This window comes from Marinimicrobium sp. C6131 (genome assembly GCF_026153455.1).
Lineage (GTDB): Bacteria > Pseudomonadota > Gammaproteobacteria > Pseudomonadales > Cellvibrionaceae > Marinimicrobium.
In genome coordinates, this window is record NZ_CP110629.1 from 2,899,238 (window position 1) to 2,916,670 (window position 17,433).

The window sequence follows — 17,433 nt, forward strand, 5'->3', positions numbered from 1 at the left end:
AGTTGCGCTTGACCATGACCCCACTCAATCAAGAGCGTTGGCATCGGTTTCGCAACAACCGGCGCGGCTACTGGAGCTTGTGGATTTTTCTGGCGCTGTTCGCCGTGAGCCTGCTGTCTGACCTGATTGCCAATGAAAAGCCCATCCTCATCAGTTTTGAGGACGAGCTTTATTTTCCGCTTTTGAACGATTACACCGAACTGGAATTCGGTGGCGACTTCGCCGTCAACGCCGATTACCGGGACCCCTACATCGCCGGGTTGATCAACGACGAAGGCTGGATGCTCTGGCCCCTGATCCGTTTCAACTACCGTACCATCAACTACGACTTGCCCACACCAGCGCCCAGCCCACCGACCGGCGAAAACTGGCTCGGCACCGATGATCAAGGCCGGGACATCGTCGCCCGCCTGCTGTACGGCTTTCGCATCTCCGTGGTATTCGGTCTGATCCTGACCGTGCTGACCTCGGTTGTCGGCATTGCGGCCGGTGCCGTGCAGGGTTTCTACGGGGGCAAAATTGATCTGTTCGGGCAGCGCCTGCTGGAGGTCTGGTCCAGCGTGCCCACACTGTTCGTGCTGATCATCATTGCCAGTTTTGTCCCACCCAGTTTCTGGATTCTGCTCGGCATTCTGCTGTTGTTCGGCTGGATGGCACTGGTGGGTGTGGTGCGCGCGGAGTTTCTGCGGGCCCGAAATTTTGACTACGTACAGGCCGCCCGGGCACTCGGGGTGTCGGATCGCGCGCTGATGTTCCGCCATCTGTTACCCAATGCCATGGTGGCCACCGTCACCTTTTTGCCGTTCATCATGGTCGGCTCGATCACCAGCCTGACTGCGCTGGATTTTCTCGGCTTTGGCCTACCGCCTGGTTCGCCCTCGCTGGGCGAAATGGTCAGCCAGGGGAAAAACAACCTGCACGCACCCTGGATTGGTCTCTCTGTGTTTGTCGTGCTGTCCGTGTTGCTCACCCTGCTGGTGTTCGTTGGAGAAGCCGCTCGCGATGCCCTCGACCCCAATCGGACCCGATAACGCCATGACCGAAACGCTACTCCATATTGACCGATTGTCCGTCCAGTTCCGCACCGGAGATGCCTATAAGACCGTGGTCTCCGGAGTCAGCCTGGCCATTGCCAAAGGCGAAACACTCGCTCTGGTGGGGGAAAGCGGTTCCGGCAAATCCGTTACCGCCCAATCCATTCTCCGATTGCTACCGGAGCACAGTGCGCGTTACACCGACGGCGCGATTCATTTCGCAGGACAGGACTTACTGCGTCTGCCTGAACGGGATCTTCTCCCGATTCGGGGCGCGCGCATCAGTATGATTTTCCAGGAACCGATGACCAGCCTCAGTCCGTTGCACAGCATCGAAAAACAGCTGGCCGAAGCACTGTTTCTGCACAATGGCACGGCCCGCAAAAATGCCCGCCCCACGGTATTGAAGTGGTTACACCGGGTCGGCCTGCGCAACCCCGAGCAACGACTCGACGCCCTGCCCCACGAACTCAGTGGCGGTGAACGCCAACGGGTGATGATCGCCATGGCCCTGATCAACGAGCCGGACCTGTTGATTGCCGATGAGCCGACCACGGCACTGGATGTCACCATTCAGGCGCAGGTATTGAAGCTGATTCAGGATCTGCAGCAAGAGCTGAACATGGCGGTGCTGTTCATCACTCACGATCTGGCCATTGTCCGTCAACTCGCGGATCGGGTCACGATCATGCAATCGGGCGAAGTGGTTGAAACCGGGCCGACCCGGGACGTTTTCCACCAGCCCAAACATGAGTACACCCGTCGGCTGCTTGACGCCGAACCCAGAGGCGAGCCCGAGCCGGTTCCCGATGATGCCCCGACGATTTTAAGCGCCGATCAGATGCGCGTCTGGTTCCCCATGACCCGAGGCGTCTTCAAACGTGTGTATGATCATGTCAAGGCGGTGGACGATATCAGCCTGTCCGTTCGCGCCGGGGAAACCCTGGGTATTGTGGGCGAAAGCGGCTCCGGAAAAACCACACTGGGCCGCGCCCTGCTGAGGCTGATCGGTAGCCGGGGCGATATCTGGTTCAACGAGGAAGGCGAACAGCGCTTTAATCTCAACGCTCTGGATCACAAAGCGATGCGACCACTGCGGCGGCGTCTGCAGATTATCTTTCAGGACCCCTACGGCAGCCTGAGCCCGCGCATGTCAGTCAGCCAGATTATCGCCGAGGGACTGCGGGTACACACCTCAATGAGTGCCGACGAACTGGACCGCGAGGTGGTACGCGCCATGGAGGCGGTGCAGTTGGACCCCGCCACTCGCCACCGCTATCCCGGCGAGTTTTCCGGCGGCCAGCGTCAGCGCATTGCCATTGCCCGGGCGCTGATACTCGACCCCAAGTTACTGATTCTGGATGAACCCACGTCAGCGCTGGACCGATCGGTTCAGAAAGACATTATCGACCTGTTACGCCGCTTGCAACGCGAGCGGCGCCTGAGTTATCTGTTTGTGAGTCATGACTTGAGTGTGGTTCGGGCCCTGAGTCATCGGGTGATGATCATGAAGGCCGGCAAGGTGGTAGAATCGGGCGATGCAAAAGCCGTATTCGAAGCGCCCAAAGCCGAATATACTCGCCAGTTAATGGCGGCAATCCCCACGCTTTGACCCAACCCGGAACACCGGCGGTGGGCGAACGTCTAAGACCAAGGCGCTATCTATAGGGAGAGGCGGTTATGTCTGAACAGATCGAGAAAAATATCCACTGCCCTTATTGCGATGAAGTCATCACCCTGCTGATTGATCCGTCAATCAGCGAGCAGTCCTATGTGGAGGACTGCCACGTATGCTGTCAGCCCATCAGTGTGGATGTCGTGATTGATGAGACCGAGGCGGTGGAGGTGTATGCCCGGCAGGAGAATGAGTGATGGTGGGTGGTTTTTTGGTGGATGACGGGGCTTAGCCCCGTCATCCACCAGTTAAAAGCCCATCACGATTTGGACTTGAACTGCTCCATGATGCTGCCCAGCATATCCACCGGCAGGGGGAATACGATGGTGGAGTTTTTCTCGCCCGCAATATCAATCAGCGTCTGCAGGTAGCGCAGCGTCATCGCATTGGGGTTGCGCGACAGCTCGACGGCGGCGTCGGTCAGTTTGGCTGCGGCCTGTGACTCACCCTCGGCGTGAATGATTTTCGCGCGCCGTGAGCGCTCGGCCTCGGCCTGTCGGGCAATCGCCCGGATCATGCTCTCATCCAGGTCGACATGCTTGATTTCCACGTTGCTGACTTTGATACCCCAGGTGTCGGAACTCTGATCCAGAATTTCCTGAATATCCTGGTTCAGCTTGTCGCGCTCGGAGAGCATTTCATCCAGCTCGTGTTTACCCAGTACCGAGCGCAGCGTGGTCTGAGCCAGCTGACTGACGGCTTCGTAGTACTGTTCCACATTGATGATGGCCTTCTCCGGGTCAACCACCCGGAAGTAAACCACCGCATTTACCTTTACCGATACGTTGTCCCGGCTGATCACGTCCTGACTCGGCACATCCATGACGATGGTGCGCAAGTCCACCTTTTCCATGGTCTGGATGAAAGGAATGATGATGACCAGGCCGGGGCCTTTGACCTTCTGAAAGCGGCCCAGCATAAACACCACGCCCCGTTCATACTCGCGCAGAATGCGAATCGCATAAGCGAGCAGCAGCACCACAAAAGTGATGAGTAAACCAAAGAAATATTCGTATAACATAGGGTATCTCCGTTCTTGGATTAAAGTGCCAGTCGCCCCTTACTGACCGGTAGGGCGTACCGTCAAGTGCAAACCGTCCTGCGACACCACCTCCACCGTGTCGCCAGGTTTCAGCGGTTGATCGCTGGACACCGTCCAGAACTCGCCATCAATACGAACCGTTGCATGTTCTTCGCTCACCTGGGTCACTTCCGCAACCCGCCCCACCATGGCGTGGCTGACATCCTTGCGCGGCATTCGCAAACTGCGACCGACCATGGTGATGATCCCCAGAACGGCGAGAGACCCCACCGCAGCGACAGCGCCCACAATTTCATAGGACACTTCCATGCCCGGCACATCGGTATCCACCAGCATGATGGAACCCATCACCAGAGCGATCACTCCGCCTATACCGAGCACCCCGAAGCTGGGCAGAAACGCTTCCGCCAGTATGAGTATGCCGCCGAGCACGATCAGCGCCAGCCCCGCATAGTTCACCGGCAGCACCTGCAGCGCATAGAGCCCGAGCAGCAGGCAGATGATACCGACCACACCGGGCACCATGGCCCCCGGGTTGTAACCTTCCAGTATCAGCCCGTAGACCCCGATCAACAGCAGAATCGAGGCAATCTGCGGATTGGTGATAATGCCCAGTAACTCACTGCGCCAGTCCGGTGCGTAATTCACGATGGGAAGCCCCGCCGTTTGAAGTGTGAACGGACCACTTTCCAGTTTGACCTCGCGGCCGTCGAGTTGAGCAAGAAGGTCTTCCCTATTGTCCGCAAGCACGTCAATCACATTCTGTTCCAACGCTTCACTGGCGGTCAGGCTGAGCGCTTCACGGACGGCCTTCTCGGCCCAATCGGCGTTGCGGTCATAGCGTTCGGCCAAGCCCCGAATAAACGCCACCGAGTCATTGATCGCCTTGCGTTCCATGGCGCTGCCGGGCTGTGAAGACTCCTCCGGGGACGCCTCTTCGGATTCCTCATCGCCCTCATTGCCCGATTCCTGCTCGCCGCTGGGCGGTGTGGGCAGGCCGCCCATCTGCACCGGGGTGGCAGCCCCCAGGCTGGTGGAGGGGGTCATGGCGGCGACATGGCTGCCGTACAGGATATAAGTGCCGGCACTGGCGGCGCGGGCACCGGCGGGGTGCACGTAGGTGATCACCGGCAGGGGGGCGGCGAGAATGCCTTTGATCATGTCGCGGGTAGCAGCGTCCAGACCGCCGGGGGTGTCCATCCGTATCAGCACGGCATGAGCGCCGGCTTCGTGGGCGGTACCGATGGAGCGCAGAATATAGTCTTTGGTGGCAGGCCCGATGGGTCCGTCAATGGTGAGTTCGGCCACATGGGGGCCACCGGACGCGTTATCGTCCGTTTCCTGGGCCTGCAGGCCGAAGGCGCCCAGCATCAACAGGGCGAGCCAGAGCAGCAGCCCCGGCCGTAACAAGGTAAAACCGCGTCGATTCCATCTCATGGGTTGCCACCTCCACCTATGAGATTAGCAGAGATTGAGCGTCACCCAAACAATACGGAGGGGGTAGGAGTGGCGATCAATATGGATCGCGGTCCCAGTCACGCATCCGCCATTATTGAAACAAAGGGTTATGCAGGATTATCGATAGTGCCATTACAGATTGGCTGGAACGCCGTCAGTCGATCCATCATGGCGGCATTACCCAGGCCATTGCGGGGAAACTTGTCCTCATTGGCGAACTGACCCTGCTCGCCGTGCAGCGCCATGTAGTTGAGCACGACCGTCTCCACCAGCAGGTTGACGTTGTTGGCCGCTGGCGTGGAGGCGGTTTCCACGTCGCCGCTGGGACGCATGTAGCCGATCTGCTGATGCACCTCAGGCCCGCCATTGGATTCCAGCAGCTGCGGACGACCATTCGGGTTGTACACCAGGAAGAAGGACGCCGCGGTCTGTTGATTGTCACCGGTCCAGACGCCTTTGCCGCGCCCCTCCGGGGAATCATCGATCATGCCGTTGCTGAATACCGAGCCATCGCTGAACACATACACCATGATCGGCACACCCTTGCGCGCCGCGTACTCCAGGCAGGCGCCGATGCAGCGTCCGGCGCGCAGGTCGCGGATTTCGCCGGTAGCCCGGTCGCCGGTGTGGTAGTCGTAGCCCCCCATGGTGACGGTGCCCGCACCCGCGCGGCCCTCCACCACCAGTTTCATGACCGAGGCGGTTTTGCGGAACTCCCGATCACCCATGAATTCGGCTTCCGAGAAGATGCCGTTGGGGCCGATGATGTCCGGGTCCGCTTCCGGGTCGATGGAGGCCGGGTCGCCGAAGCGGGCCGCCAGATCGGCGCTTTTTACGTAGCCACAACTCAGCAGTTCCTTGAGCTGTTCATCTTCGGTGGTGCCAAAATTCAGGTTGTTCAGCCGTGCCCGGCTCATACGGGTCATGGATTCCATCACCCGCACGGTGTCTTCCTGGCTGAGCATGTTGACCAGATCCCCGGTATCCACCAGACCGGTGACGTCACTGGGCTGATCCACCTTGGTGGGGCGCACTTCCGGGTTGATCAGGGAGGCGGGCGCCAGGGAGTTGCCACCGGAGTCGTTGGCCCGGGAGCCGATCAGCGCCAGCAGCTCGCCGTTGGCACCGGCGCGGTTGATGCCGTACATGGGGTTGTGGGGGTTATTACCCGTGTCGTTCTCCGAGCGGGCCGGAATCACACAGCCGTTGACCAATTCAGTGCGAGCGCCGGCCCGCTCCAGGATACCGGCGAGCATCTGGCTGTCGCTGTGAAACGCCAACCCCAGGTCGGTGTTCACAAAATCCTCGGTGGAGGATTGGGGTGTCATATCCCCCGGCAGTCCCTGCTTGCTGTAGCCGGCCGTGCTCAGGAAATCCAACTGGCCTCCGGGGCCGCCCACCAGCACGTTGGAGCCCGCCATATTGGCGCCCCCGGCCAGGTCAAAGCAGATAAACGGGATCTTGCCCGCTCCGGTGCTGGCGATGCCGCAGTCCTGGCGCAGTTGCTCGATATCGTTGGCCAGATTCACCTCTTGGGCCAGGGCGGAGTTGACGATCAGTCCGCTCAACGAGCCGCCGACTATCGTACCGGCGCCGGCTTTGAAGCCGTGAGAGATCAGCTCCCGCCGGGTCATGGGCCGGTGGTGACCGTCCAGCAGCAGGGGCGCATCCGGGTGCAGAGGAGCCTGTCGTTTAGCCATAATGGTTTGCCTTATTGCTCCGGGTTGGTCGAGGACATTGTTTCTGAATAACGGTGCTTGAACTACGGTTATTGCAATAGCGTCAACGCACTGCCCAAGGTAGCGGCGCACAGAGCGGTGACAATGGTGCGGCTGCGCTCGGCATCGCCGCCGCTGACCGCCATCAGATCAATCAGATCATTCATTTCCGTGCGCAGGACCACCGGGTCCGCCTGGCTGGCCAGCGGCTCGCCTTCAATTTCGGCGGCGAGCAGATGTTTCAGTAACGGCTCGATCACCGCCGACCGACCGCTGTCATCAAACGCACCACTGACACCCGCACTGAAATCAAATCCGGCGTAATAGTCGCTGCGCCTGTCGCTGTCTGCCGTCAAAGCCGAACAGTAGGCCACGGCCAATTGGGTCACCCCCATCTGGTGCGCGGCGACAAAGCCGTCCAACTGCGGGTCGGTGGGCAATTGCTGGCGGACTTTTTCATAGGTACCGGCCACCGAGGCGGTGGTACCCGGGATCCCCGTGGCGGTAGACAGGGTGGCGTTGATCGCGGCGAAGGAGCGCAAGCCAAGGCCGGGTTGATCCTCAATCACCGGGGGATTGCCCGGCGCCGGTGGCTCGGACTCCACGCGAACGAATTCATGCTCCCCCAGACGATCAAAGGTCAGGAAGAACTGATCGCTGTCCGGCCCCTGTTGCAGTTCAATCACGGCGCCCTGGCCGGACAGGGGTTGACGCCCCTCGACAAACGCTTCGGAATTCAGCTCGGTATCCAGGGCGGCAAAAACCTGACCCGTCGGGGATTCCCGACCATTGACGCCGATGCGTATACCTTTGATCGGAGTGGGCGGTACGGTCACGTCATCATCCAGGGTCAGGAAGAAGGGCTCGGCAAACAGGTATCCGTAATCGTCGAACTGCTGCACCTCAAAAGCCACATAGGCACCTTCAATATCAATCAACCCTGAGACGTTAAACAGCAAATAGAAACGCGCGCCCACGCCGACGTCGAAATTGGCCTGGATGGCGTCGGGCGCGAGCGAGCGATTGTGAATGGCCAGAAAACGGATGCTGCCGCTCCAGGCGTGGTCGCTGCCCGACACTTCGTTACCGAGAACCAACGCGAAGGTTTCGCTCCACTCTTCCAGCGCGGCACCGGCCAGAGGATCCTCGTCGTTGGTGAACTCACCATTGACATACACGCGCCGACCGTTGACCGGATCGAAGGTGGCCACCACATGTTGCAAGGTGGCCTGCAGACGTTCGTCAGCATCGTTGGTGGACAGGGCAGGCAGACCATTGACATCGGTCTCGCCGCTGCGATTGAGGAAATCGTAGTTGTAGAGCGTCTGGCCCAGGGTGAAGTTGCGCACATCGTTGCTACCGGAGTAGCTGACAATGCGGGCGGTGTCCGCACCGCCGTCCCCCTGGGTCACATTGTCGGGAATCACCCAGGCTTCGATACTGTACTCACCGGTGGCGGTGAGCAGGTCATGCAGCTTGCGGCTGCCGCTGGTGGCCGCCTGCGCCTTGCCGTCATTGCCGCTGCTGTTCAGACGAAGCCCCCAGGAACTCATCCATTGCACATCACCACTGAGATTGAGGTTGGCGGCAGGCTCGACACCACTGGTGTCGTACGCAATGGGACCCTGACCGGTTTTGAATTCGTACTTGGCAATGACGTGGGTATCGATACGCCCGCCACTGCTGGCGACGATGCCGTTACCGAGGCTGAGCGCCCGACTGACCACCAGATCCGGATTGATCTCGGTTTCCGCGATACTGTCGGCGAATTCGGTGATGGCCGCGGTCATGGCATCGGCATCGCTCTGGCAGTCGTCACTCCAGCAGTTGTGGCCCTCGTTACCCAGCCGTTGCACCAGTCGGGAATCCGCCGGATCATCCAGGCGCATACGGGTGCGAGCGGCCTCAAAGGCGGTGGTCACGGAGCTGCTGCCCAGGTAGGGTTGCTGGGCGGTGGGTGCACTGCGTGCGTGGCACTCGCTGCAGTATTCGGTCAGCAGCGGATAGACCGTGCTCGCAAATTCGCCCGGCTCGGCGGGCATGATTTTGCTGCTACCGACGGCCTGATCATCCGGCGCTTCAAAGACCACGCGTGTGCTGACCGAACCGGAGGCACTGGCCCAGGCTTCGACGTATCCCTCAATGATGTCCGCACAGGCGTCGGCGCTGGCCTGCCAACAATTGTGGCCTTCGGCGACCTTGGTCACCAGGCGGGAATTGGCGGGTTGCTCCAGGTCGATGTAATCATTGATATCCGCATAGGCCAGATTGATATCGTCCGAGCGCACAAAGGTGGGTTCCTGTCCGCCGGTGCCATGGCAACTCCCACAACGGTTTTCCACCGCCAGCGGATCCCACACCGACAGTTTGAATTGCTGCACATCATCGGTCTGCGGGGCCGGGCCGTCGTAGGTGGCCGCCGGGGGTTCCTGATTGGGGTCAACATTCTGTTGGACGTCGCTGCCACTATCGGAGCCACAGCCTGCCAACAGGAATAGAAGTCCTAGGACGATTGGAGAGTGCTTTATCAGGTTCATCATCACTCTCCCTTGCAGTAGTCAGCGGTGTCGATAAACGCGCGGCGCAGATCGAACCCGGCACTTTCGAGATTGTCGGTGGCGGTTTCGATCAACTGGTGGTCCTCGGGGCTACCCGGTTGGCGCAGACACACCTGGCGGAAGACTTTCTCCACCTGACAGCTGGCAAAGGCCTCACTGTGTGCCAGCTCCATGCCCATGCTCTTGGCGCCCTCGCCGCTGCCCGGCAGTGCATCGCTCCAGCCCAGCACCCGGTTGTTTCCCTTGCGCCAGTAGTTATCCCAGCGATCGTCCATGGTCACATAGCCATAGCGGAAGGTATTGGCATTGATATGGTACTTGGGCACCACGCGGGTGCCGGTTTCCGCTTCGGTTTCACCCTCGCGGTTGTAGGTCAGTTGACCGTTTTCGCCTTCGGGGTCGGCGTCGGCATCATAGTCCCAGTTGTAATAGGCATACGCCTGGGCGAGGGGATCCATGCCGTTGTGACAGCCCATGCAGTTGTTCAGGAAGACCCGGCTGTCCCCTCCGGGGCTGCGACTGACATCCTGACGGATTCGGTCCGGGGTGAGGCTGGTGTCGTGCACCTGCTCCAGGTCTCGGCAAAGATGATTGAGTAGCGTAAAGCGGAACATGGCTCGGTTGGTGCCCGCGTAAAAGAAAGCGCGCGCTGCGGCTCGACTGGTCATCACCCCGGCGGTCGCCTCGGCGGGCAGACCGTTGACATCCGACTGGGTGCGCTTGACCAGTACTTCCGGGTCGCCCAGCGGCAGGCCCTGGGTTTCCAGTGCCTCGTAATGCTGATTGTCGTCATTGGCATAGGCGGGCAATCCGCTGGTGTTTCCCACATACAGGATATTGTCATAGAGCAGGCCACGAATATCTTCACCGTCGCGCACCATGCCGATAAAGGTGGCGGTGTAATCGTTGAGCGGTGCAAACACGCTCTGATCCCGGTTGGTCCAGGGCGTGGCCATGTTTTTCAGGGTGACACTGTAGAAATGCTCATTGTCCATCGCCAACTCAACCGCGGCGTCAACCTCTTCCCCGGCGATCAGGTCGGCCATTTGCAACAGCACGCTTTCGCTGGGCGGCACTCCGGCAATACGGTTATGAATCTGCAGCGCCTGCTCCCGGGGGCCGGCCTGCGCCGCAACGCTACACAGTATCAGCAACTGACAGAAAACGGAGCGCAGGCGGAGGACGCCTCGTTGCAAAGGTCGGTGGGTGCTTTTCACAGTTGTTCCCCAAGGCCATTGGTGCTTATCCGCCAGACCGGGCCACGTTGGCCGGCAGGGGTCTGGTGATTATTTGTGTAACATTTGACGCGCTTTTTACGCCATTATAGGGATGATACCGGCCAGTTCCTGTGCGGGTTTAGCCACTGGTTTTGATAAGTGGATCACACTTCCGGCATTCAACCCCGTTTTTTGGCACTGGATCCCATTCCGTCGGCCCCGAAAGCCCTGATAATGGCGCTTTTGCTCCGGGACATCCGCCATGACACTTGGTGCCATCACACGTTCGACATTGCTGCCGATTCTGGCCCTCGGGCTCACTGCCTGTGGCGGAGGTGTGGGTGACCCGGTGGGGTCCGGTGACGACAGCAGCGGCGGGCAGACACCGGACCCGGTGGTGGTGGATTTCCCGATTGTCTATGTACTGCGCCCCATCCCCCGGGATGAAGACTCCGACGAAATTCTGGCTGACGTACTGACCGAGCCGGCCCAGTTTAACCCCGGCGCCCGACTGTACTTTCAGGACCGGGCCACCGCGACGGCGGGCCGACGTGAACTGACCGCCGGGCTGTTCGATGAGGAGGCGCTTTATGATGTGAAGGACATTGCCGTCCACCCGGATGGGAACCGCTTTCTGTTTGCCCTGCGGGCGCCGGAAATCGAAGACGCGGATGACGACGAACAACCCACCTGGAATATTTGGGAGTACGACCTGAGCACCGAGTCCCTGCGCCGGGTGATCAGCTCCGATTTAAGCGCCGAAGCGGGCCAGGATGTCAGCCCTCAGTACCTGCCGGATGACCGCATCCTGTTCAGCTCCACCCGCCAGAGCCGCAGCCGGGCGGTGCTGCTGGACGACGGCAAACCCCAGTTCGCGGCCCAGACCGAAAACGACAACCAGGACGCCCTGGTGCTCCATGTAATGGATGCGGACGGGCGCAATATCGACCAGATCAGCTACAACCAGAGCCACGACCTGCAGCCGCTGATCGACGCCGACGGCCGGGTGCTGTTCACCCGCTGGGATGGTTTCGCGCAGAACCGGCTGAGCTTCTATCAGCTCAACCCCGACGGGACAGGCCTGGCGCCGCGCTACGGCTACCACAGTCTGGCCGGCAATGAGGCACCCGCCCTCTTCTCGACCCGATTGACACTGGACGGTCAATTGCTGGCCATTGCCAAGCCACGAGACGAGCTGCTTGGCGGCGACCTGGTACGGGTGGACGTGGCCGACCACGTTGAAAATGATCAGACTCTGGACGGTGTGGAGGGCGGCCCGGCCCAGACGTCACTCGCCGATCGACCCATTCCCCTGAACGGCGATATCTCCCGTGCCGGGCGCTACCACGCCGCCTATCCCATGCAGGACGGTAGTGAGCGCTTACTGGTCAGTTGGAGCCCCTGCCGTGTGTCCGTGCCCGACCCCGAGCAGGAGGATGGCGTCCGGATTCGCCCCTGTACGGACGAATGGCTGAACACCGAGGGCAGCGAACCCGCCCCACCGCTGTTCGGCCTGTGGGTGTTTGACCCGGAAGGCCCGACCCAGCAGCCGGTCGTGCTGCCGGAAGAAGACCAGATGGTCACCGACCCCATCGCCCTGGAACCCCGCCCCCGGCCCGGCTTTCAGGAGCCCCTGGTGGGCGAGTCCAATTGGGTCAGTGAAGGCGTAGGGGTACTGCATATTCAGAGCGTGTACGACCTGGACGGCGAAGCGAGCGTCGATATCGACGCTCTGATGGACCCGGCCCAGACCACGGCCGCCGAGCGGCCCGCCCGCTTCCTGCGACTGCTGAAAGCCGTCTCCAGCCCGGACAACGATACCCTGAACGACCAGAACGACGAGGTGTTCGGCAACCGCTTCAACCAGAACCGGGGCCTGCTGGAAATTCTCGGCTATGTGCCCATCGAGCCCGACGGTTCGGTAATGACCAAGGTGCCCGCGGATATCGCCTTCAGTTTCGATATCGTCGATGCCGAGGGCACCCGGATCATGCCCCCGCACCGCAACTGGTTGCAGTTGCGTCCCGGGGAGCAACGAAATTGTCAGGGCTGTCACAGCGCCGACAGTGAAGTCCCCCACGGCCACCCCGAACGCGGCCCGCTCCCCGCTTATACCGGCGCGGATACCGAGGGCCTCCCCTTTCCCAATACCCGGCGCGCGGATCGATTTGACACCCCGGTGTTTCCCGAACTGGAGCAGACCATGGCCCAGTTCGACGCGGCCATCGCCTTCACCTGCAGCAATCCCGATGACCCCGCCACCTGCAGCCCCAGAGGCCCCCGTAAACCGGACGTGAATATCCGCTACACCGACATCTGGACCGACCCGGCGGTGCGCGAACCGGACCCGGACCATCGGCGTCTGTACAGCGCCCTGGCGGCGGACGATTACCGCGAGTACGCCAACGGCGAAAACCCTGACGAAGGCCTGACCGTCTCGGCCACTTACCCGCCCACCAGCGAAGGCTGTCAGACTCAATGGACCGCGTTGTGCCGGGTGGTGATCAATTATGAAAACCATATTCAGAACCTGTGGGAACGTCAGCGACTGCTGACCGAGGAAAACGATGAGGGTCAGGCGACGTTGGTCCTGGATGAATTCGATGAGCCCGTGGACCACACCTGTGTGGGCTGCCATACCCGTTTCGATGCCGACGATGCGCCTCGGGTCCCCGCCGGGCAGTTGGAGCTGACCCGCAATGCGGCAGGCAACGGTCAGATGACGTCTTACCTTGAGCTACTCAATGGTGACGATGAGGTGACGCTGGTCGATGGCGCGGTGGTCGATCTGTTGGTGGAAACCGGGGAGTTTGAAACCGATGAGGAGGGTGAGCTGGTATTGGATGAGGACGGCAACCCGATTCCGATTCTGACCACCGTCCCGGTACAAGCTCCCCTGTCCCGAGGTGGAGCAGCAGCCAGCGCCGCATTTTTTGCCCGTTTTGAGCAGGAGAATGATCTGACCGATCCCGACGCGGTGGATCACCATGGTATGCTCAACCCCGATGAACTCCGACTCCTGCGGGAATGGCTCGACACCGGCGCCCGCTATTACAATAACCCTTTTGACCGGGCGCGACAGGACGACGAATGAGGGACTTGGTTTTTTTGCATGGGCTTGAACCTTCTGGTTTAGCTTCACGTCCGGTCAGGGGCGGGGTATACCCTTCCAGGACTCGCTGTAAATACATCCCTGTACGCTCGGGATCGCGAATCCCGCGCTCTACGGTCCTGGAAGGGTATACCCCGCCCCTGACCTCCTCACTCTGTAGAAAACTCCTCAGGAGCACCGCCCAAGGTCACTGGAGAGAGAGAGGTGAGATACAGCGCACTGAGGGCCGCTGTGGGGTGAAGCGTTTCAAGACCCTCACCCGCGGGACTAGCGGTGAGGAGCGTACAGGGATGTATTTACAGCGAGTCTTGAAACGCTTCACCCCACAGCGGACCGGACGTTCAGTATCCAAAGCACTAGCTATAACACTCACAACAATTCTTTGCTTTTTCTGCACGCTAACCGCATACGCCGACGACCCGACAGTAACCGTCGCCACAACGTATATCGACGTTCATACCGGTCCCGGCAAAGGCTATCCGATCTTTCATATCATCGAAAAAGACGAAGCCATTAAGCTCGAAAAACGCCGTACCGACTGGATCAAAATCACCACCCGGCGCGGGAAAACCGGCTGGATACACATCGACAACCTGGCCAACACCCAAGACAGCACCGGCCAGGCCCCCGACATTCGTGCGCCCAGCCGTGAGGACTATGGCGATCGGCGCTGGGAACTCGGCTTTGCCGGGGGTGACTTCGACGGAGCCGACGCCCTCGGGCTCAACCTCGGCTTCCGGTTTACCGAACACCTCACCGCCGACCTGCGGCTGAGTCAGAATACCGGGCAGTTTTCCGACAGCCGGATTGCCAGCGTCGGGTTGATGCACCAGCCCTTTCCCGACTGGTGGGTTTCGCCGTATTTCCGGCTGGGCACCGGGCAGATCCGTATTCAACCGAGTGCCACCCTGGTGGAAGCCGAGGACCGGGAAGACAATCTGTTTCAGACCAGCCTGGGTGCCTACGTCTACCTGACCCGGCGCTTTTTCCTGCGCCTGGAAATGACCCAACACCAGATACTCACCAGCCGCGACACCAACGAAGAGGTTAACGAATGGCAACTGGGTTTCAACGTCTACTTCTAGTCCTCGCCCTGGCGAGCACGGCACCCCTGGCCCTCGCTCAGGACGGGCCGCTGGGTGATATTGTCGGCCCGGACGAGGAGCGCCGGCGGATCAGTGAGCGCGATCTGGACACCGAGAATTTCGAGCTGGGTGTGTTCTACGGGCTGATGAGCGTGGAGGACTTCGGCAGCAATCCCGTGGCCGGGGTCAGCCTGAGCTATCATGTCACCGAAGCGATTTTCCTGCAGGCCAACGCCGCCCGGACCGAAACCCGGGAAACCAGCTATGAATTGCTGAGCGGCGCGGTGGAGCTGCTCACCGAAGACCAGCGGGACTACACCTATTACAACCTGTCCCTGGGGTACAATTTCCTGCCGGGGCAGATTTATCTCACGGAAAACTGGAGCTTCAACACCAGTGCCTATGTGATCGGCGGCGCCGGCAATACCGAGTTCGCCGGGCAGGATTACTTTACCTACAACCTGGGCGCCGGTTTCAAACTGTACACCACCGACTGGCTGGCTCTGGATCTGGGTATGCGCGGCCATGTGTTCACCCACGAGTTGTTCGGCCGGGAAGTGGAAGTCAACAATCTGGAGGCACGTCTGGGCGTGTCGTTGTTTTTCTAATCATGATGATCGGGTTTTAAGAGAGGAATTGAGCCATGAGATTGACGCACTATTTGCTGGTCGCCCTGTTCGGTTTCGCGGCCTCGGCTTATGCCGAGAAGGCGCCGGACTTCACCCTGAAAAGCGACAGTGGTGAGAACGTCCGACTGGAAGAGCAGCGCGGTAAAGTGGTGATGATCAACTTCTGGGCCTCCTGGTGCGCGCCCTGCCGCAAGGAGATGCCGCTGCTGGAAGAACTGCACGACCGCTACGAGCAGGCCGGTTTCACCCTGTTCGGCGTCAATGTCGAGCAGAACCCCGAGGCCGCGCAGAAATTTCTGGACGATGTCGGCGTCACCTTCCCGATTCTGTACGACCCCGACAGCACCGCCAGCCGTGCTTACCAGGTCAGCGCCATGCCCACCACCGTGATGGTGGATCGCGATGGCAATGTGCGTTACGTCAATCGCGGCTACAAAGAAGGTGATGAAGCCAAGTACCGCGACCAGATCCGGGAGCTGATTCGCGAATGAAGCCCCTTCGCTACAGCCTCGCGCTCGCCTTCTGCACGCTGCTCGGTGCCTGCAGTGTGCAGCCCTGGGTGCAGCCCTACGAACGCCAGAAGCTGGCCGACCCGATCATGAGCTTTGATCGCGACCCGGTTTCCAGCAGTTATCTGGGTCATGTGCACGACGCCCGGGAGGCCGGTCGCGGCGCTGATGGCAGTGCGGGAGGCGGCTGTGGTTGCAACTGATCGATTGCGCACCGGGTTAAAGCAGGGGCTCGCGCTCTTGGTTGTCGGGTGTTTTGCCGGCACCGCCTGGGCGTCCGTGCTGCCGGAAGAACGCATCGATGTTCTGTATCACAGCTATGACGGGGGTGGCGTCAAGATTGATGGGCCTTCGGTGTTGGTGCGCAAGAGCGTCGGCGAATCGGTGTCCGTCTCCGGTAAATACTACGTTGATACCGTCAGCGGCGCGTCCATTGATGTGGAAGCCGCCGGGGTGGACGTCAACTCCGCCGCCAGCCCCTACGCCGAAGAGCGCACCGAATACAATGCCGGCATCGACTATCTGAACGATCGCACCTTGATCAGCGCCGGCTACGCTACCAGCCAGGAAAATGATTACGACGCGGAAACCGTCAGTTTCGGTATCACCCAGACCTTTTTTGGCGACCTGACCACCATCAGCCTCACCACCAGCTATGGCGACGATGTAATCGGTCGCAACGATCGACCCGACTTTGAAGAGCATCTGGAGCGCCGCCGCTACGGACTGACCCTGACTCAAATTCTGCGCACCGATCTGATTGCCGCGTTCAGCTATGAAGCCGTGATTGATGAGGGATTTCTCAACAATGCCTACCGGCAGGTTCGCTACCGGGACGCCAGTAGCGCCCGCGGCTACAGCTATCAACCGGAAGTCTATCCCAACACCCGCAACAGCGACGCCTTCGGTCTCCGGGCCATTTACCATCTGCCCAATCGCCGCTCCGCTCTGCGCGGGGAATACCGATACTTCCAGGACAATTGGGCCATCGAAGCCCACACCGGTGAGCTGCGCTACACCCACAGCCACGACGACAACTGGTTGTTCGAATTGAAGTTACGCCACTATGATCAGACCGGCGCGGACTTTTACTCGGACCTGTACGACTTCCGCGATGCCCAGAACTATCTGGCCCGAGACAAGGAAATGGGGCCCTTCAGCTCCAATACGATTGGCCTGGGTGCCACCTATAACCTGCCGCGTTTTGCCATCCCGGGCTTTGAACGCAGCAGCATCAACCTCTACTGGGACCACATCCGCTTTGACTACGAAGACTTTCGCGATGTGCGGGTTTCCCCCGACGACTACGCCGCCGGGGACGAGCCGCTGTACCAATTTGATGCTGACGTGATCCGGTTTTATCTATCGTTCTGGTTCTAACATCGCCAGCGTTTTG

General features: G+C 60.2%; 14 protein-coding genes. 9 read left to right on the top strand and 5 right to left on the bottom strand.

The features are described 5' to 3' along the window. The first annotated feature begins 8 nt into the window (after positions 1-8). The 3 genes from OOT55_RS12510 to OOT55_RS12520 all read left to right on the top strand — a co-directional run bounded on the left by OOT55_RS12510 (position 9) and on the right by OOT55_RS12520 (position 2,906). Positions 9-1,031 carry an ABC transporter permease gene (locus OOT55_RS12510; protein WP_322113811.1) on the top strand — a complete coding sequence of 341 codons (1,023 nt, stop codon included), beginning with the start codon at positions 9-11 and terminating at the stop codon, positions 1,029-1,031. Further along, positions 1,003-2,646: an ABC transporter ATP-binding protein gene (locus OOT55_RS12515; RefSeq protein ID WP_265366202.1), complete on the top strand. Its 1,644-nt coding sequence runs from the start codon at positions 1,003-1,005 to the stop codon at positions 2,644-2,646. The genes OOT55_RS12510 and OOT55_RS12515 overlap by 29 nt, the downstream gene beginning before the upstream one ends. 68 nt (positions 2,647-2,714) lie before the next feature. Further along, the gene (locus OOT55_RS12520) at positions 2,715-2,906 is read left to right on the top strand and encodes a CPXCG motif-containing cysteine-rich protein (RefSeq protein ID WP_265366203.1); all 192 of its coding nucleotides are present in this window, start codon (positions 2,715-2,717) and stop codon (positions 2,904-2,906) included. A gap of 62 nt (positions 2,907-2,968) precedes the next feature. On the opposite strand, the gene OOT55_RS12525 is transcribed toward OOT55_RS12520, so the two are convergent. The 5 genes from OOT55_RS12525 to OOT55_RS12545 all read right to left on the bottom strand — a co-directional run bounded on the left by OOT55_RS12525 (position 2,969) and on the right by OOT55_RS12545 (position 10,639). Further along, the gene (locus tag OOT55_RS12525) at positions 2,969-3,730 is read right to left on the bottom strand and encodes a slipin family protein (RefSeq protein ID WP_265366204.1); all 762 of its coding nucleotides are present in this window, start codon (positions 3,728-3,730) and stop codon (positions 2,969-2,971) included. A gap of 39 nt (positions 3,731-3,769) precedes the next feature. After that, positions 3,770-5,188 (bottom strand): NfeD family protein, encoded by a 1,419-nt coding sequence (locus tag OOT55_RS12530; RefSeq protein ID WP_265366205.1) that lies wholly within the window; start codon positions 5,186-5,188, stop codon positions 3,770-3,772. 128 nt (positions 5,189-5,316) lie between these two features. Next, positions 5,317-6,909, bottom strand: a complete 1,593-nt coding sequence (locus OOT55_RS12535) for a general secretion pathway protein GspF (protein WP_265366206.1) — start codon at positions 6,907-6,909, stop codon at positions 5,317-5,319. Between the two features lie 68 nt (positions 6,910-6,977). Further along, positions 6,978-9,464 (bottom strand): LamG domain-containing protein, encoded by a 2,487-nt coding sequence (locus OOT55_RS12540; RefSeq protein WP_265366207.1) that lies wholly within the window; start codon positions 9,462-9,464, stop codon positions 6,978-6,980. Between the two features lie 2 nt (positions 9,465-9,466). Next, positions 9,467-10,639, bottom strand: a complete 1,173-nt coding sequence (locus OOT55_RS12545) for a hypothetical protein (RefSeq protein WP_265368828.1) — start codon at positions 10,637-10,639, stop codon at positions 9,467-9,469. Between the two features lie 325 nt (positions 10,640-10,964). On the opposite strand from OOT55_RS12545, the gene OOT55_RS12550 reads away from it, so the two are divergent. The 6 genes from OOT55_RS12550 (at position 10,965) to OOT55_RS12575 (ending at position 17,417) form a co-directional block, all read left to right on the top strand. After that, a complete protein-coding gene (locus OOT55_RS12550; RefSeq protein ID WP_265366208.1) occupies positions 10,965-13,796 on the top strand; it encodes a hypothetical protein in 2,832 nt (943 codons plus the stop codon). Positions 13,797-14,104: 308 nt separating this feature from the next. Further along, a complete protein-coding gene (locus OOT55_RS12555) occupies positions 14,105-14,899 on the top strand; it encodes an SH3 domain-containing protein (RefSeq protein ID WP_265366209.1) in 795 nt (264 codons plus the stop codon). Then, positions 14,869-15,507 carry an outer membrane beta-barrel domain-containing protein gene (locus OOT55_RS12560; protein WP_265366210.1) on the top strand — a complete coding sequence of 213 codons (639 nt, stop codon included), beginning with the start codon at positions 14,869-14,871 and terminating at the stop codon, positions 15,505-15,507. The genes OOT55_RS12555 and OOT55_RS12560 overlap by 31 nt, the downstream gene beginning before the upstream one ends. 35 nt (positions 15,508-15,542) lie before the next feature. Then, a complete protein-coding gene (locus tag OOT55_RS12565; protein WP_265366211.1) occupies positions 15,543-16,019 on the top strand; it encodes a TlpA family protein disulfide reductase in 477 nt (158 codons plus the stop codon). Continuing rightward, positions 16,016-16,240: a DUF4266 domain-containing protein gene (locus OOT55_RS12570; protein WP_265366212.1), complete on the top strand. Its 225-nt coding sequence runs from the start codon at positions 16,016-16,018 to the stop codon at positions 16,238-16,240. The genes OOT55_RS12565 and OOT55_RS12570 overlap by 4 nt, the downstream gene beginning before the upstream one ends. After that, positions 16,227-17,417, top strand: a complete 1,191-nt coding sequence (locus tag OOT55_RS12575; protein WP_265366213.1) for a DUF3570 domain-containing protein — start codon at positions 16,227-16,229, stop codon at positions 17,415-17,417. Before OOT55_RS12570 ends, OOT55_RS12575 begins: the two co-directional genes overlap by 14 nt. Positions 17,418-17,433: the final 16 nt, after the last annotated feature.

Coding starts and splice junctions, on each gene's coding strand:
- OOT55_RS12515 (WP_265366202.1), top strand. CDS start 1,003: ATGCCCTCGACCCCAATCGGACCCGATAACGCCATGACCGAAACGCTA.
- OOT55_RS12520 (WP_265366203.1), top strand. CDS start 2,715: ATGTCTGAACAGATCGAGAAAAATATCCACTGCCCTTATTGCGATGAA.
- OOT55_RS12525 (WP_265366204.1), bottom strand. CDS start 3,730: ATGTTATACGAATATTTCTTTGGTTTACTCATCACTTTTGTGGTGCTG.
- OOT55_RS12530 (WP_265366205.1), bottom strand. CDS start 5,188: ATGAGATGGAATCGACGCGGTTTTACCTTGTTACGGCCGGGGCTGCTG.
- OOT55_RS12535 (WP_265366206.1), bottom strand. CDS start 6,909: ATGGCTAAACGACAGGCTCCTCTGCACCCGGATGCGCCCCTGCTGCTG.
- OOT55_RS12540 (WP_265366207.1), bottom strand. CDS start 9,464: ATGAACCTGATAAAGCACTCTCCAATCGTCCTAGGACTTCTATTCCTG.
- OOT55_RS12550 (WP_265366208.1), top strand. CDS start 10,965: ATGACACTTGGTGCCATCACACGTTCGACATTGCTGCCGATTCTGGCC.
- OOT55_RS12555 (WP_265366209.1), top strand. CDS start 14,105: ATGTATTTACAGCGAGTCTTGAAACGCTTCACCCCACAGCGGACCGGA.
- OOT55_RS12560 (WP_265366210.1), top strand. CDS start 14,869: ATGGCAACTGGGTTTCAACGTCTACTTCTAGTCCTCGCCCTGGCGAGC.
- OOT55_RS12565 (WP_265366211.1), top strand. CDS start 15,543: ATGAGATTGACGCACTATTTGCTGGTCGCCCTGTTCGGTTTCGCGGCC.
- OOT55_RS12570 (WP_265366212.1), top strand. CDS start 16,016: ATGAAGCCCCTTCGCTACAGCCTCGCGCTCGCCTTCTGCACGCTGCTC.